This window comes from Paenibacillus sp. SJS-P3, from assembly GCF_056711585.1.
Map to the genome: position 1 here is coordinate 3,054,335 of NZ_CM160043.1, position 15,112 is coordinate 3,069,446.

General features: G+C 59.8%; 16 protein-coding genes. 1 reads left to right on the forward strand and 15 read right to left on the reverse strand.

Annotation, left to right across the window (positions count from 1 at the left end; all coding sequences use genetic code 11):
• Positions 1 to 6: 6 nt before the first annotated feature.
• From AC06G8_RS14150 to lspA, 5 genes are all read right to left on the reverse strand, one after another.
• Positions 7 to 909 (reverse strand): aspartate carbamoyltransferase catalytic subunit, encoded by a 903-nt coding sequence (locus tag AC06G8_RS14150; protein WP_480283122.1) that lies wholly within the window; start codon positions 907 to 909, stop codon positions 7 to 9.
• Between the two features lie 6 nt (positions 910 to 915).
• The gene (pyrR, locus tag AC06G8_RS14155; RefSeq protein ID WP_480285444.1) at positions 916 to 1,470 is read right to left on the reverse strand and encodes a bifunctional pyr operon transcriptional regulator/uracil phosphoribosyltransferase PyrR; all 555 of its coding nucleotides are present in this window, start codon (positions 1,468 to 1,470) and stop codon (positions 916 to 918) included.
• Positions 1,471 to 1,897: 427 nt separating this feature from the next.
• Entirely contained in the window at positions 1,898 to 3,133 is a 1,236-nt protein-coding gene (locus AC06G8_RS14160) for an LL-diaminopimelate aminotransferase (protein ID WP_480283123.1), read from the reverse strand.
• Between the two features lie 195 nt (positions 3,134 to 3,328).
• Positions 3,329 to 4,306, reverse strand: coding sequence for an RluA family pseudouridine synthase (locus AC06G8_RS14165; protein ID WP_480283124.1), 978 nt, complete (start codon positions 4,304 to 4,306; stop codon positions 3,329 to 3,331).
• A 37-nt stretch (positions 4,307 to 4,343) separates the two neighbouring features.
• Entirely contained in the window at positions 4,344 to 4,865 is a 522-nt protein-coding gene (gene lspA, locus AC06G8_RS14170) for a signal peptidase II (protein ID WP_480283125.1), read from the reverse strand.
• A gap of 155 nt (positions 4,866 to 5,020) precedes the next feature.
• On the opposite strand from lspA, the gene AC06G8_RS14175 reads away from it, so the two are divergent.
• Positions 5,021 to 5,725 carry a TraR/DksA C4-type zinc finger protein gene (locus AC06G8_RS14175; RefSeq protein WP_447661403.1) on the forward strand — a complete coding sequence of 235 codons (705 nt, stop codon included), beginning with the start codon at positions 5,021 to 5,023 and terminating at the stop codon, positions 5,723 to 5,725.
• A 143-nt stretch (positions 5,726 to 5,868) separates the two neighbouring features.
• On the opposite strand, the gene AC06G8_RS14180 is transcribed toward AC06G8_RS14175, so the two are convergent.
• The 10 genes from AC06G8_RS14180 to sigG form a co-directional block, all read right to left on the reverse strand.
• Complete coding sequence (locus AC06G8_RS14180) at positions 5,869 to 6,204, reverse strand: DUF5665 domain-containing protein (protein WP_480283126.1); 336 nt, start codon at positions 6,202 to 6,204, stop codon at positions 5,869 to 5,871.
• A gap of 261 nt (positions 6,205 to 6,465) precedes the next feature.
• The gene (gene ileS / locus AC06G8_RS14185) at positions 6,466 to 9,567 is read right to left on the reverse strand and encodes an isoleucine--tRNA ligase (protein WP_480283127.1); all 3,102 of its coding nucleotides are present in this window, start codon (positions 9,565 to 9,567) and stop codon (positions 6,466 to 6,468) included.
• 458 nt (positions 9,568 to 10,025) lie between these two features.
• Positions 10,026 to 10,523 carry a DivIVA domain-containing protein gene (locus AC06G8_RS14190; protein ID WP_447661406.1) on the reverse strand — a complete coding sequence of 166 codons (498 nt, stop codon included), beginning with the start codon at positions 10,521 to 10,523 and terminating at the stop codon, positions 10,026 to 10,028.
• Positions 10,524 to 10,739: 216 nt separating this feature from the next.
• On the reverse strand, positions 10,740 to 11,522 hold the full coding sequence (locus AC06G8_RS14195) for a YlmH family RNA-binding protein (protein WP_447661407.1): 783 nt from the start codon (positions 11,520 to 11,522) through the stop codon (positions 10,740 to 10,742).
• 9 nt (positions 11,523 to 11,531) lie between these two features.
• Positions 11,532 to 11,801, reverse strand: coding sequence for a YggT family protein (locus AC06G8_RS14200; RefSeq protein WP_021879797.1), 270 nt, complete (start codon positions 11,799 to 11,801; stop codon positions 11,532 to 11,534).
• A gap of 7 nt (positions 11,802 to 11,808) precedes the next feature.
• A complete protein-coding gene (locus AC06G8_RS14205) occupies positions 11,809 to 12,255 on the reverse strand; it encodes a cell division protein SepF (protein WP_447661408.1) in 447 nt (148 codons plus the stop codon).
• Positions 12,252 to 12,968 carry a YggS family pyridoxal phosphate-dependent enzyme gene (locus AC06G8_RS14210; protein ID WP_480283128.1) on the reverse strand — a complete coding sequence of 239 codons (717 nt, stop codon included), beginning with the start codon at positions 12,966 to 12,968 and terminating at the stop codon, positions 12,252 to 12,254. The genes AC06G8_RS14205 and AC06G8_RS14210 overlap by 4 nt, the downstream gene beginning before the upstream one ends.
• Positions 12,969 to 12,973: 5 nt before the next feature.
• Positions 12,974 to 13,834, reverse strand: a complete 861-nt coding sequence (gene pgeF, locus AC06G8_RS14215) for a peptidoglycan editing factor PgeF (RefSeq protein WP_447661410.1) — start codon at positions 13,832 to 13,834, stop codon at positions 12,974 to 12,976.
• A 77-nt stretch (positions 13,835 to 13,911) separates the two neighbouring features.
• A complete protein-coding gene (locus AC06G8_RS14220) occupies positions 13,912 to 14,196 on the reverse strand; it encodes a YlmC/YmxH family sporulation protein (protein WP_447661677.1) in 285 nt (94 codons plus the stop codon).
• 130 nt (positions 14,197 to 14,326) lie between these two features.
• The gene (sigG, locus tag AC06G8_RS14225; RefSeq protein ID WP_447661411.1) at positions 14,327 to 15,109 is read right to left on the reverse strand and encodes an RNA polymerase sporulation sigma factor SigG; all 783 of its coding nucleotides are present in this window, start codon (positions 15,107 to 15,109) and stop codon (positions 14,327 to 14,329) included.
• Positions 15,110 to 15,112: the final 3 nt, after the last annotated feature.

A 15,112-nucleotide genomic window follows, 5' to 3' on the forward strand; every position in this document is an offset into this window, starting at 1 on the left:
ATGCTGCTAGCCTCTGAGCGCCCGCTCGATGACCGCCATCCGCACCGGAACCCCGTTCTGCATCTGGGGGAAAATCCTCGACTGAGGATGCTCGACGAGATCGCCGTCGATCTCCACATCCCGGTTGACCGGAGCCGGATGCATGATGATGGCGTGAGGAGCGATCCGCGCCGCCCGCTCGGCCGTCAGGCCGTATTGTTGCCGGTACTCCTCCGCCGACTTGATCATTCCGTCCTCATGCCGCTCCAGCTGCACTCGCAGCATCATGACGACATCCGCCTTGATCGCTTCCTCGATGCCGATGTAGGGAGCGTCCAGCTCGCCGGCCTTCATGTTGTCCGGGGCGCAGAAGCTTACCGCGGCGCCCATCTCGCGCAGGCCGATCAGGTTCGATCTGGCGACGCGGCTATGCTTGATGTCGCCGATAATGGAGACGCTGAGTCCGCTGAGGCTGCCGAACTGCTGGCGCATCGTGTACATGTCCAGCAGCGCCTGCGTCGGATGCTCGTTGTTGCCGTCCCCGGCATTGATGAGAGGAACCTTGATCCGCTCTGCCAGCTCCTGCAGCACGCCGGCCGGCTTCAGCCGGATGACGCCCGCATCGATGCCCATCGACTCCAGAGTCCTTACCGTGTCATAGATGGATTCGCCCTTCTGCACGCTCGATACCGCAGCGGAGAAGTTCAGCACCTCGGCGCCGAGGCGCTTCTCTGCCACTTCAAAGCTGAATCGCGTGCGGGTGCTGTTCTCGAAGAACATATTCGCAACGAAACGCCCTGCCAGCGCGTCGCCGACCTTCACGCTCTGCTGCTCCCAGTAGGCCGCCCTCGACAGGATGGACCCGATCTCTTCCCGGTCCATCCCCTTCAGCCCGAGCAGGCTCCTCTGCATCAGCTGTGTTGCCGTCATATCCGCTCATCCTCCTTGATGAATGATTGTCACGATGTCTTCCCCGTCCACTTCAGTCAGCGCTACGCGGATGTTCTCTTCCTTGGAGGTTGGCACGTTCTTGCCTACATAATCGGGTCGGATCGGCAGCTCCCGGTGTCCCCGGTCCACGAGCACGGCGAGCTGGATCGACTGCGGCCTGCCCTGATCCATCAGAGCGTCCATCGCCGCGCGGATCGTGCGGCCCGTGTAGAGGACGTCATCGAACAGGATGACGCGCTTGTCATGGATCAGAAGCGCGTTGCCGGCTCCGTCCGTCGTCGTGAAGCGGATCGTCTCTCCCTCGACGCGCCGGTCATCCCGGTACCCCGTAATGTCTAGCTCGCCGCAAGCGACCGGCGTGCCTTCGATTTCGCGGATCTGCTCGGCGATCCGACGCGCCAGATAGACGCCGCGGGTGCGGATGCCGATCAGCACGCAGTTCTCGATGCCCTTGTTCTTTTCGACGATCTCGTAGGAAATCCGGGTGAGTCCACGGCGGATGGCCGTGTCGTCCATGATGGCTCGTTTCTCGTTCAGGATCATGGGGCTGCTGCTCCTTCCGGCCGGCATGGAGCCGGTCCGATTCGTTAGGCTTATACTCTGTCAGCGGGACAAAAAAAACTCTCCTTGCCGGGTACATCAGCAAGGAGAGTTCTTTAGAAGCCGCGCAAGGAGAAGAGGGCATGATGGGCCGCACGGCGGGACGAACCAGAGGCATGACCTTCAATGGCCGCGCTGCTGGCTATGTCCCGGCCGCTTGCGCCGGATGCCGGTTGAATCTTCTTCCTGACCGCGGCTGCTGTTCACGCTACCTTGCCAGCCTCTCTGGACTGAGTTAAAGGTACTGCCGTTATCGGTACTGATTATCCCATGCGCCGGCGAGGAAGTCAACCGCTAAAATCGATATTTTTGCATAAAAATACCCCGTTGTGTATAAATACAACGGGGTTTTCCAGTCTTTAGGACATTAAAGGCTGAGATTGCGGATTCGCTCGACCGCTTTTTCCGTGTTCTCGCGGCTGCCGAACGCCGTCAGGCGGAAGTAGCCTTGGCCGCTCTGGCCGAAGCCGACGCCCGGCGTGCCGACGATGTTCGCTTCCGACAGCAGCTTGTCGAAGAACGCCCAGGAATCCATGCCCTTCGGCGTCTTCAGCCAGATGTATGGAGCGTTGACGCCGCCGAACACTTCAAGGCCGAGCGATGCCAGGCCGTCGCGGATGATGCCGGCATTCGTCATGTAATAATCGACGAGGCCTGAGATCTGCTCCTTGCCTTCAGCCGAGTAGATGGCTTCCGCGCCGCGCTGGGTCACGTAGGAGACGCCGTTGAACTTGGTCGTATGGCGGCGGTTCCACAGATCGTTGACGACGACCTCGCTGCCGTCCTTGTCGAAGCCCTTCAGCTCGCGAGGCACAACGGTGTAGGCGCAGCGGATGCCCGTGAAGCCGGCCGTCTTGGAGAAGCTGCGGAACTCGATGGCGACTTCGCGCGCTCCCTCGACTTCATAGATGCTGTGCGGAACGTTCTCTTCGGTAATGAACGCTTCGTAAGCCGAATCGAACAGGATGAGGCAGTTGTTCTCGCGCGCATAGTCGACCCATACCTTGAGCTCGTCCTTCGTCAGCGTCATGCCCGTCGGGTTGTTCGGGTAGCACAGATAGATCAGATCCACCTTGCGGTCCGGCAAGGAAGGCTTGAAGTCGTTCTCCGCCGTGCAGTCCAGGTAGACGATGTTCTCATAGCGGCCGATCCCGCTGTCGAACAGGCCGGAGCGGCCCGCCATGACGTTCGTGTCGACGTACACAGGGTACACAGGGTCTTGCACGGCTACGATGCTGTCCGTGCTGAAGATTTCCTGGATGTTGCCGACATCGCATTTCGAGCCGTCGCTGACGAACACTTCGTTGGACTTGATATCCACGCCGCGTGCTTTGTAGTCGTTCTCGATGATGGCGTTCACGAGGAAATCATAGCCTTGCTCAGGGCCGTAGCCGCGGAAGGAGCCCGGAACAGCCAGCTCGTCGACAGCAGCATGCATCGCCTTGGTGACGGCTTCCGGGAGCCCTCGGGTCACGTCGCCGATGCCGAGGCTGATGATCTCCGCCTGCGGATTGTCCTGGATGAACTTCGTGCGGCGCTTGGCAATTTCGGAGAACAGGTAGCTGCCCTGCAGATTGAGGAAGTTGGAGTTGATTTGAGTCATGGAATGGAATCACCTTTCGTCCTTTATGATAGGCCCCGGTCGAATGTCGCTAAGTCGCTCGTCCGGCTGCCGGCTACAATCCAGCATAGCTCAGCATGGAGATGGTTTTAATAGAGCATTTCGAGAAATGTTTGCATTAATTGCCTCTCGCCCGGCAACGATGCTGCGGCCGGACTCATGTACGGCCCGGTAAAATCAACGATTCCTCAGGCTGTGCAGCACATGCTGCATATCGTCCGGAATCGGCGCTTCGAACTGCAGCCGCTCTCCCGTGCGGGGATGCGTGAATCCGAGCACCGCGGCATGGAGCGCCTGGCCGGCCAGAGCGACTGTCTTGGCGCGTCCGTATACCGGATCTCCCGCCAGCGGATGACCGATGTATTTGAGATGGACGCGGATTTGATGCGTGCGGCCGGTCTCAAGCTGAAGCTCGAGCAGCGTATAGTCCCCGAGCCGCTCCATCACGTTGAAGTGCGTCACGGCGTGCTTGCTGCCTTTTGTCGTGACGGTGAACATTTTGCGGTCCTTGTCGTCGCGTCCGATCGGTGCGTCGATGGTGCCGATGTCGTGATGCATGTTCTCATGCACCAAGGCGATATACTTGCGGGTGACGCTGTGATCCTTGAGCTGCGCCGCCAGCGACAGATGGGCAAGGTCGTTTTTAGCCGCCATGAGCAGGCCGGACGTATCCTTGTCGATGCGGTGGACGATTCCGGGGCGAAGCATGCCGTTGATGCCCGACAGATCCTTGCAATGGAACATCAGCGCATTGACGATCGTGCCGGAGGAATGGCCGGGAGCCGGATGCACGACCATGCCGCGAGGCTTGTTGATGACGATGACGTCTCCGTCCTCGTAGACGATGTCCAGAGGAATATCCTCCGGCACGATTTCAGCAGCCTGAGGCTCAGGCACGGTAACCTGCAGCAGGTCGCCTTCGGAGAGCTTGTAGTTCGCTTTCGCAGGGCGCCCGCCTACGAGAGCCGCGCCCGAGCCGATCCATTCCTGCACCTGCGTGCGGGAAACGGAAGGGTCGTTCACCTTGTCCGTAATGAACTTGTCCAGACGCGTCTTGGCTTCCTCGGCTGACACCGTCCATTCCAGGACAGGCTCGGCTCCATGCTCCTCGTCGAGGCCGGAGACGCTTTGATTGATATTGGTTTCTTCATTCATGCAATTCAGTCCTTACTTCATTCTTGGTAGGCGCCGATTACGCGCCGCTCGTGCTGTCGCTTGCGCCGGGCTGATCCGCTTCCGAAGAGGCGGCATTGCGCCGCTCGCCGAGGAAGGTATCGAGAATGATGAGCCCGACTCCGATCGTGATGGCCGTATCCGCCAGGTTGAACACCGGGAACGAATAGGAGCCGAAGTTGAAGGAGAGGAAATCGACGACGTGTCCGTACAGGAGACGGTCGATGAAGTTGCCCAGAGCTCCTCCGAGCACGAGTCCGAGCGCCGTCAGCAGCAGCGTCCGCCCCGACTTCCGGCTTTGGTGGATATACCACATGATGACTGCCGCCACTGCGAGCGTGATCAGCAGGAAGAAGGCCCGCTTGCCCTCCAGGATGCTGAAGGCCGCCCCCGTATTTCGGATGGATGTGATGACAAAAAAATTCCCGATTACTTTAAGCTGCTCATACAGCTCGAGCCGGCTGGAAATGACCCATTTGCTGAGCTGGTCCAAAACGATGACGACGAGCGCCAACCAATAAGAATACCCTTTGAGCCTCAAGCGATTCCCTCCTCATCCGTCCCATTGTAGCATATCGCTTCGGCAAGGAGCCACCGTGGATGCGCCTCTCCCGTTTCCATAGAAGCCCATCTCTAATCGAGGCGATAATCGACCACACTAGTATCGATCTATCTGTGAAAGGTGTGTGCCAAACGATGCCTCATTCCGATTCGTTTCTTGCCCGCATGCGCGGGCGGCTGATCCAAGAAAAGCAGGAGCTGGAGCTGCTGCGCAAGGAAACCCAGCATGACGGCCTGCTCAATTCCCTTCGGGACGAGACGGGCGAGCTGTCCACGATCGACAACCATCCGGGAGATCTCGGCACGGAAATGTTCGAGCGCGAGAAGGATCTCATGCTTCAGGACAAGCAGGACATGCAGCTGGTCCGGGTCGAATCCGCGCTTGCCGCGATGGAAGACGGCTCTTATGGAACATGCATCCAGTGCGGCGCCGATATTCCCTCGGAGCGTCTTGAAGCGCTGCCCGATACCCGCTACTGCATCGATCATGCGCCCCGCGACCATGTGTCGCACAGCCGTACCGACGCCTTGACCCTGCTGCCGATGCCCTTCGGCCAGTCCGACAAGGACGACGACGCGTACAACGGCTTCGACGGCGAGGACGCCTGGCAGATCGTCGAGCGCTGGGGCAATGCCAACTCTCCGGCCATGGCTGAGATTCCAGGCGACAGCTACGACAATGTGGGCAATGAGGACGGCGAGAACGAAGGGTACGTGGAGCCTCTGGAGAGCTTTCTCGCCACCGATATTACCGGCACGCATGTCTCTGTTGTGCGGAACCGGGAGTACAAGCAGTACATGGATCAAGGAGAAGGCGAGGAGCTCGGAGAGGAAGAGTAGCGGAACGGCTGCGAAGCCTGCAGCCCTTCTCCGTTGCCTTGCCCCAGCTCCATCCGATTCAACAAGACGAAACCGCCGGCATCCTGCTTGAATGGATTGGATTCCGGTCCGCATCCTTCCTCTGATGAATGAAGGCTTGAATCTTATTGATAACCGTCCTTGCCCTCCAGCTGGATCTGGACGATCCGGACAATATCAGCGATGTAGTCGCCGATAATGGGAAGATTCAGCTGGCCGAGGGCTTGAAGGATGTACAATATCGTTGCGGCAAAAACGGTCAGTCCGATCGCGTACCCGACCCCTCTGGAGATGCCGGCGACGACGTTGCGCCATATGAGCGACAGCGGCCGATTGAGCAGATCCACATATCCGGCCATTTGAGAGCGTTCCAGGTCCATTGCGATCTTCTCCAGCCGGTCCTCGAGCCGGCTGCTTTTTTCGAGCTCAGCCCGTTCTTCCCTGCGCTTGTCTTCGCCCATGCCGCACCTCCGCTCTTTTTTCCTGAACTTCCGCTCTTCTTCCGTCTTCTTTGCTTTCACGACGCAAAAAGGGGCTTGGACTTTCGCCGTTCCATCTAGTATGTCCGATTGGAGGCTGGAGGATTCTTCCTCCTCCTAAGCCGGACGCAGCCGGGGAGGCAGACAAAAGACCCCCTGAAGGGATTCCTTCAGGGGGTCGGCTTTGGCTGGCGCCATGGTCAAGGCCGTAATTCAATCCACAGCCGGCCTTGGCCCAATTGCTTAGCGGATGAGCAGGCCGAACTCGCGCTCTCCGAAAGCGACTCTTTCCATGCCTTCGGCGCTTTCGAACGAGACGCTGCTCAGCAGGACGCTGTCCTGCAGCAGGCTGTCGAACGCCTGTAGCGCAGCCGTCAGCTCCGCATCGGCATCAAGCACGAGGTCTACGCGCTTCTCGATCGGCAGATCGAGCTTCTTGCGCGTGTCCTGCACGGCGCGGATGACTTCGCGCACCCAGCCCTCCTGCTCCAGCTCCGGCGTGATGTCCGTATTGAGCGCGACCGTGAGGCCGCCGCCCGATGCGGACGCGAAGCCCGGCTTCGCCTGCTTCTCCACGAGCAGTTCGTCCAGAGCGACCGGAACGTCCTCGCCGTCAGGCGTCGTGAAGACGAAGCTTCCTCCTTGAACGATCGCGCGGGCCGTATCGGCGTCGAGAGCTTTCAGATGAGCCTGGATCGGTCCGACGTTCTTGCCGAATTTCTTGCCCGCGACCTTGAGGTTGAGCTTCAGCGCGAAGTCGACGAAGCCGCTGTCGGAATGCTCCACCGTGATGCCCTTCACATTGATTTCGTCCTTGATGATGTCTTCGTATTCGGCAAGCTCGAAGTCGCCGCTCAGAGAGACGATCAGCTCGGACAGCGGCTGGCGGGTCTTGATGCCCGTCTCGTTGCGCACGTTGCGGGCCAGCTCCACGATCTGGCGGGCCGTCTCCATGTCGCGCTCAAGCGCTTCGTCGATGGCGGCCTCGTCGACGGCCGGATAGTCGGCGAGATGGACGCTGCCGTTTCCGCCGAGATTTCCATATACGTCCTCGGCAAGCAGCGGCGCGTAAGGAGCGATCAGCTTCGACAGCGTCAGCAGCACATGACGCAGCGTGCGGTAGGCATCCAGCTTGTCGCCGGTCAGGCCGCTGCCCCAGAAGCGGTCGCGCGAGCGGCGGATGTACCAGTTGCTCATCTCGTCTACGAATGCCTCGATCGCCTTGGCGGAGCCCATGAAATCCCAGCCCTCCAGCCCTTTGACGACGCCGCGCACGAGCGAGTTGAGACGGGAGACGATCCAGCGGTCCAGCTTCGCCTCGGAAGCCTGATTCGTATCGGCAGCGGGGTCGTATCCGTCGATGTCTGCATACAGAGCGAAGAATGCATGCGTGTTGACGATCGTGTCGATCACCTTCGACTTGGCTTCTCCGACGATGCCGCGCGAGAATTTCTTGCTGTTCCATGGAGCGCTGTCGGCCAGCAAAGCCCAGCGGAACGCATCCGTGCCGTATTCGTTGATGATTTCCCACGGGTCGATGACGTTGCCTTTGGACTTCGACATCTTCTGGCCGCTCTCGTCGAGCACATGGCCCGTGGAGATGACGGCCTTGTAAGGAGCGCGTCCGTTATACAGCGTCGAGACGGCCAGCAGGCTGAAGAACCAGCCGCGCGTCTGGTCGATGCCCTCGCAGATGATGTCCGCCGGATACTGCTCGGCGAAGCGGCCTTCGTTCTCGAACGGATAATGCTGCTGGGCGAACGGCATGGAGCCGCTGTCGAACCAGACGTCGATCACTTCAGGCGTGCGGGTCATGACCGCTCCTTCCGCGAACGGACTGTGCAGCTTCACTTCGTCGACATACGGCTTGTGAGGCTCGAAGTCCTCCGGCAGCTCCGTCGTCGCGCGCGCCCGCAGGTCGGCGAGGCTCGACGGCGCGTATTCCTTGCCGGTCTCCTCGCAGATCCAGACGTTGAGCGGCGTTCCCCAGTAGCGGTTGCGGCTGATGTTCCAGTCGACGAGATCCTCGAGGAATTTGCCGAAGCGGCCCTCGCGGATATGGCCAGGATACCAGTCCACGCCGTTGTTGTTGGCAATGAGCTGATCCTTGACTGCCGTCGTCTCGATGAACCAGCTTTCCGTGGCGTAGTAGAGCAGCGGCGATTTGCAGCGCCAGCAGAACGGATAGCTGTGCTCGTACTTCTCTTTGGAGAAGAGCAGCCCCTTCTCGCTCAGCTTGCGCACGATCTCGATGTCGACCTCTCCGTCCTTGACGAAGCGGCCGGCCCAGTCCGTCACCTCGTCGACGTAGCGGCCTTGCGAGTTGACGACGGCCAGCAGGCCGATGCCGTTTTTGCGGGCGGCCTTGTAGTCGTCGTCGCCATGGGCCGGCGCGATGTGGACCATGCCCGTGCCGCTGGAGTCGCTGACGAAGTCCGCGCCGATGACGACATGGCCGTTCTCGATCGGAACATAATCGAACGGCGCTTCATACGGAAGTCCGACCAGCTCGGAGCCATTCACGCTGCCGACGACTTCCGGCTTGTCGTCTCCCTTGAACACGCTCTCCACGAGGCTCTCGGCGACGAAGTACACTTCTCCGTCCCGCTTCACCTTGGAGTAGGTCAGCTCCGGATTGACGGCGATAGCCGTGTTCGCAGGAAGCGTCCATGGAGTCGTCGTCCATGCGAGCAGATTGCCTTCGCCATTTTTCAGCGGGAACTTGACGGTCGCGCTGAGATCCTTGACATCCTCGTAGCCTTGAGCCACTTCATGCGAGCTGAGGGTCGTCTGGCAGCAAGGGCAGTACGGGCTGACGCGGTGGCCGCGGTACAGCAGCCCTTTGCCATGGATGGTGGAAAGGATATGCCACACGCTCTCGATGTAGCTGTTCTTCAGCGTGATGTACGGATCGTCCATATCCGTCCAATAACCGATCGCTTCCGTCAGCTCGCGCCATTGGCGCTCGTATTCGAATACGCTGTCCTTGCATTTCTGGACAAAGGCCTCGACGCCGTAGTTCTCGATCTCTTGCTTGCCGGAAATGCCGAGCTGCTTCTCCACGCCGAGCTCGACCGGCAGGCCATGCGTATCCCAGCCCGCCTTGCGGATGACGCGGTAGCCCGACATCGTCTTGTAACGGCCGATGAAGTCCTTGATGACGCGGCCCAGCACATGGCCGATATGGGGAGCTCCGTTGGCCGTCGGCGGCCCTTCATAAAAGACGAAATTCGGCTTGCCCTCCCGGTTTTCGATCGAGGCTTTGAACGTCCCTTCTTCTCTCCATCTCGCCAGCACCCGCTCCTCGCGGCTTCTCGCCTTTTCCTTCACATCCACTCTCTGCATGCCTGACACGCCCTTCTCTCGGAAAATAAAAAAAGCCCGCCCCTGTGTAAAGGGGCGAGCATGACTCGCGATACCACCCTAATTGCCCTGTCGCGCTTGGAAACAGGTCCCCGATCGGACCGTGCTCCGCCTCAACATAGGCATCTCAGCAGCGGATGCATTCCTGCCATCCGCGTTCCCTGTAACGTGGGACTGCCGGCGGGGCTTACTCGGCACGAAGCGAAAGTTTCGCTCCGGGCTGTTCGGCTCCGCTTCTCGGAGAGGATGTTCGGCTGAAGTTCGAACGCCGGCTTGCAGCAGGATGCCGGCTCTCTGGGGAACGACCGTTCAGCGTACTCGTTCTCGTCGATGAAATTGACTGTTATCCATATGTCGCGATAAAGACCTGCAGGTCCATTATCGTCGCCAATATCTATTTCTATACTACATACAGCAGTCCCTGCGTGTCAACCGCCGCTCTAATAGTTCGAGCCTTCCAGAGACAGGCTGCTCGAGGCGTTCTCCAGCTTGTCCCAGCCGTCCTGGGCGAGCAGCTCGAGCTGCGCCTCGACCAGCGTCCGGAAGCGGGTCCGGTAGATCGAAGCCTGCTTCTTGAGCTCCTCCACTTCCAGCGACACCTTGCGGGATTTCATCATGGAGTCGTTGACGATGCGGTCGGCATTCTTCTCCGCTTCCTTGATGATCAGCTGCGCTTCCTTCTTGGCGTTGCCCCTCACCTCGTCCGCCGCCTCCTGGGCGACGATGATCGTCTTGCTCAGCGTCTCCTCGATATTGGAGAAATGGTTGAGCTTCTCCTGCAGGTTCAGGATCTGATTCTGAAGATCCTTGTTCTCGCGGATGAGCGCCTCGTAGTCCTTGATGACCTGGTCCAGGAATTCATTGACCTCATCCTCGTCGTAGCCGCGAAGTCTTCTTCCGAATTCCTTGTTATGTATGTCCAATGGCGTCAGCGGCATTGGGGCACCTCCTGTTGGATTGTTCTCGTCGTAAGCCGATCGTTGGTGATATCCCAATTCGACAGTTCCGGGCAAATTCCTGCAAATTTCTGATCCACGCCAAAAATATCCGTCCTCCCTATATCGGTCGGAACGGCGGCATTTTTTGCTGTCAATAAAAGGATGGCTCCATGCAGCGCATGGAGCCGAACCGTCCAGGCTCCCGAGGAGCCGGATTCAGATGAATTTGCCTGCTTTGACGCGTATCCGGCCTTTCTTGGTCATGCCGTCGACCTCCAGCAGCTTGAACCTGCCAAGTCCCTTGATGGACACGACGTCCCCTTCGCGGAGCTGCTTCGAAGGATCCTCCTCGCCCTTCCAGTTGACCCGGCAGCGGCCGGCCCGGATCGGCTCGACGATCTTCGCCCGGCTGATCCGGTAGACGTCGCTGCAGATTCCGTCCAGCCGCATGGACGCGACGGTGAAGCTCATCTCTTCCATGCGGCTGACGACCGGGCGCAGCTCCGTCAGCGGCTTGACCGACGTCAGCACGCTGAGCTTGTGGACCTGGCGAAAATGCACGTTCAGGAAGTCGGAGATCTCGTCAGCGACGAGCAATTGGGCTCCATCCGGACCGACGTGGATGTCTCCGATGCGGTCGCGCTTGATTCCAAGCCCCAGAACGGCTCCCAAGTAGTCGCCGTGATCCAGCTCCAGATGGCCGCCGGAGACGGCTTGCACTTCAAGCACGGATATGCCGGTCTCCTCGCCTTCCAAATAACGATAAGAGGGAGCAATCAGCGCCCGCCTGCGCTCCGCTCCCTCGTATCCTCCATCCAATCGAACGCCGACGTCGGGTTCCCGATTCGCGAGCGACATCAGGATCGATGCCTGCCGGGGATCGAGGAAATCCGTCCGCTTCAGCTCGTGAAGCTGGGCCGAGCGTCCGATCCACTCCAGGGCGCGGTCGACGAACGGCCGCTCCTCCGGATGAAAATGCTCATAAAGGCCGTCTGCCACTGGGCTGCCCTAGGAAAAGAAGAAGCCCAGCACGCCGATGATGCCTTGCGCGACGAAGCGCAGAGCGATCAGGGCGACGATCGGACTGATGTCCAGCATGCCGCCGATCGGCGGGATGAAGCGGCGGAAGATGCTGAGATAAGGCTCGACAATCTTGCCGAGGAACTGGCCGATGAAGCTCTCGCGGGCGTTGGGCAGCCACGAAAGCAGAATGTATCCGAAAATCATAAAGTAGTAAATCGATTCCAGTGTGTGGACGATCTCTTTGACTTGCTCCAAGCCAAGGTCACCTCATTTTTCTGTAGTCTTCGTCAGCAAGCATTTCGGTTATGGTGCCCTGAACATCGACAGAATCCGGCGTGCAGAGAAAAATATTCGGGCCGAGCTTGGAAATGCTTCCGTTCAACGCGTATACGGTGCCGCTGAGGAAGTCGACGATCCGCACGGCCAGATCCGTCCGGACGCGCTGCAGGTTCACGATGACGGAACGCCGGTTGCGCAGATGGTCGGCGATCTCCTGCGCTTCGTCATAGGAACGGGGTTCGTTCAGCACGACGCGCATGTTCTTCTGCGAATGGATGCTGACGATATTGCTGCCTTTGGTTGGTTTACGCATATCGGATGCCGAGGTTTCAACTTCATGATCCTCATGCTGATGGACGGGCTCGCGCTCGATGATCTCTTCCTCATCCTGCAAGCCGAAATAGTTCATGAACCGGTTAATCACCTTCATACCAGCTCCTCCTCTTTGCCTACGAGAATGGTTCCAAGCCGCACCCACGTCGCGCCTTCCTCCACCGCTGCCTCGAAGTCGCCCGACATTCCCATCGAGAGCTCCGTCAGCGGTTCCTGAAACCAGCTCTCGCGGTTGGCCAGCTCCATCAGCTCCCGCAGTCTCCGGAAGACCGGACGCGCAGCTTCGGAATCCTCGTCATGGGGCGCCATCGTCATAAGGCCGACCGGCTTGACGCCAGGGCAGGCCGCGAGACCCGAGGCGAGGTCCCGGAGCTGCTCCGGGGCGATGCCGTGCTTGGAATGTTCCGCGGATACGTTGACTTGAATGAAACATGGGACCACGATGCCGAGGCTCCTGGCCTTCTTGTCGATTGCATCCGCCAGGGAAAGCCTGTCCAGCGAATGGATGTATGTAAACTTGCCTATGACGTCCTTCACCTTGTTCGTCTGCAGCGAACCGATAAAATGCCAGACGGGGGCTTCTCCCTCTCCGCAGGAGCCTTCCGGAAATGCCTCCCACTTGTCCTTGGCGTCCTGCCAGCGGTTCTCGCCCAGATGGACGCAGCCGCTGTCCAGCGCTTCCCTGGTCCTGTCGATGGATACATACTTCGTCACCGCGATGACGTTCACTTCCTCCGGGCTGCGTCCGCTGCGGGCGCAAGCCTCCGCGATCCTTCTATCCACTTCCGCCTTCCGCTCCGTCAGCGACAAAAGCGTCACCTGCTTTCCATGCCGATCCAGCTTGCCATCCGCCCCGTGCTGCCGCCTTCCATCCGATGGGAGAAGAACAAATCCTTGCGGCAGCCGGTGCACCACTGCGTAACTTCTATATTCGACGGCATAATTCCTGCTTTTATCATAATCTGTCGGTTGAGCTCTTTCAAGTTCAGCCTGCCGTGGCCCGGCGTCTCCCCGTGAATGACCGGGACGCCGGAAGCGATTCCTGCTGCGGCGAGCTCGCCGAGCAGCGGACGAACGCGCCCCAGGACGGCCTCGTCGACCTCGTAGCAGCATGATCCGATCGACGGCCCGACAGCCCCGCGGATGTCGGCAGGCTTGCTGCCGTACCGGCTGCCCATCGCTTCGATGGTCGCGCGGGCGATTTCCCCTACGGTTCCCTTCCAGCCCGCATGGGCAAGCGCCACCGCTCCCCTGGACGGGTCCCAGAAGTACAAGGGCACGCAGTCGGCGTAAAAGGAGACGAGCAGAACGCCCGGCTCATCCGTCATCAGCGCGTCCGTATCCGGGACGGCCGTCGCCCGCGAGTCGCGCCCGCGGCCGGCATCGCCCCTCGTCAGAGCCTGAACGGCGCAGCCATGCACCTGCTCTCCGCAGGTGAACGACTCATAGGGCCAGCCGAGCGCGTCTGCCAGCCGCATGCGGTTCGTCCGGACAGACGCGTCGTCGTCCCCGACATGCAGCCCCATATTCAGGGAAGCCCAGGGCTCCCGGCTTACGCCGCCCTGCCGTCCGGTGAAGCCGGCCGTAACGCTGCCCCCGCCGGTCCATGATTCCAATAAAAAAAGCGAAGCTTCCTTCGCCGGGTTCACGCTATCGCGCTGTACGAATGCTTCCAATTGCCATCACCTCCAGCCTAGTGTACCATGTCCGCCGCGGAGCGGGGAAGGCGGGGCGGAATCGCCGCGGCTTTTCGCTACAGCTTCTCCTGGATGTCGTCATCCTCCAGGTACGCCTTGACCCCGCCGACGTTCTCCATCCGGACGAGCACGACGTCGGCGCCGATCTTGACGATGTTGCGCCACGGAATGATGAGATCCGCCCCGCTGCCGAACATGCCGAAGAAGCGGGTGAAATTAGGCACGACGATGGAATCGATGCGCCCCTGCCTCAGATCGATTTCCATGTCGCTGATTTGGCCGAGCTTTTTGCCGTCCACGATATTGATGACGTCCTTGGTTTGGAATTCGGATATTTTCATGAGCATGCGCCGCACTTCCCGTCATGGAGATCTAGTGCTCCCAGTATATGACGGAAGCGGGCCGATCAGCCCAAGCCCGCATGAAAAAGGCGCCCGAAGGCGCCCGAGCTTCGTGGCCGCATGGCCTGCCTCAGCTCTTGACATGCTTTTGAAGCTGCTGGATGGCCGACTTCTCGAGCCGGGACACCTGCGCCTGCGAGATGCCGATCTCGTCGGCGACCTCCATCTGCGTCTTGCCGTCGAAGAAGCGCATCGACAGGATCATCTTCTCGCGCTGGTTCAGCTTGTGCATCGCTTCGCGCAGGGCGATCTCCTCGATCCAGCTGATTTCCTTGTTGCGGTCGTCGCTGATCTGGTCCATCACGTAGATCGGGTCGCCGCCGTCATGGTAGATCGGCTCGAACAGGGAAACCGGATCCTGGATGGCGTCAAGGGCGAAGACGACATCCTCCTTCGGCACGCCGAGCGCCTCGGAAATCTCGAAGATGGTCGGCTCGCGGGAATTCTGGTTCGTGAGGCTGTCGCGGACCTGCAGCGCCTTGTAGGCGATGTCCCGCAGCGATCGCGACACCCGGATCGGGTTGTTGTCCCGCAGGTAGCGGCGGATCTCGCCGATAATCATGGGGACGGCATATGTGGAAAATTTGACGTTTTGACTGAGGTCGAAATTATCGATGGCCTTCATGAGTCCGATGCAGCCGACCTGGAACAGGTCGTCCACGAATTCTCCCCGGTTGTTGAACCGCTGGATGACGCTGAGGACGAGCCTCAGGTTCCCGTTCACGAGCTTCTCTCTGGCGGACCACTCGTTCTGGGTCTGGAGAGCGGTGAACAGCTCCCTCATTTCGACGTTCGTAAGCACGGGGAGTTTGGAAGTATCCACTCCGCAGATCTCGACTTTATTTCGGGTCAATTG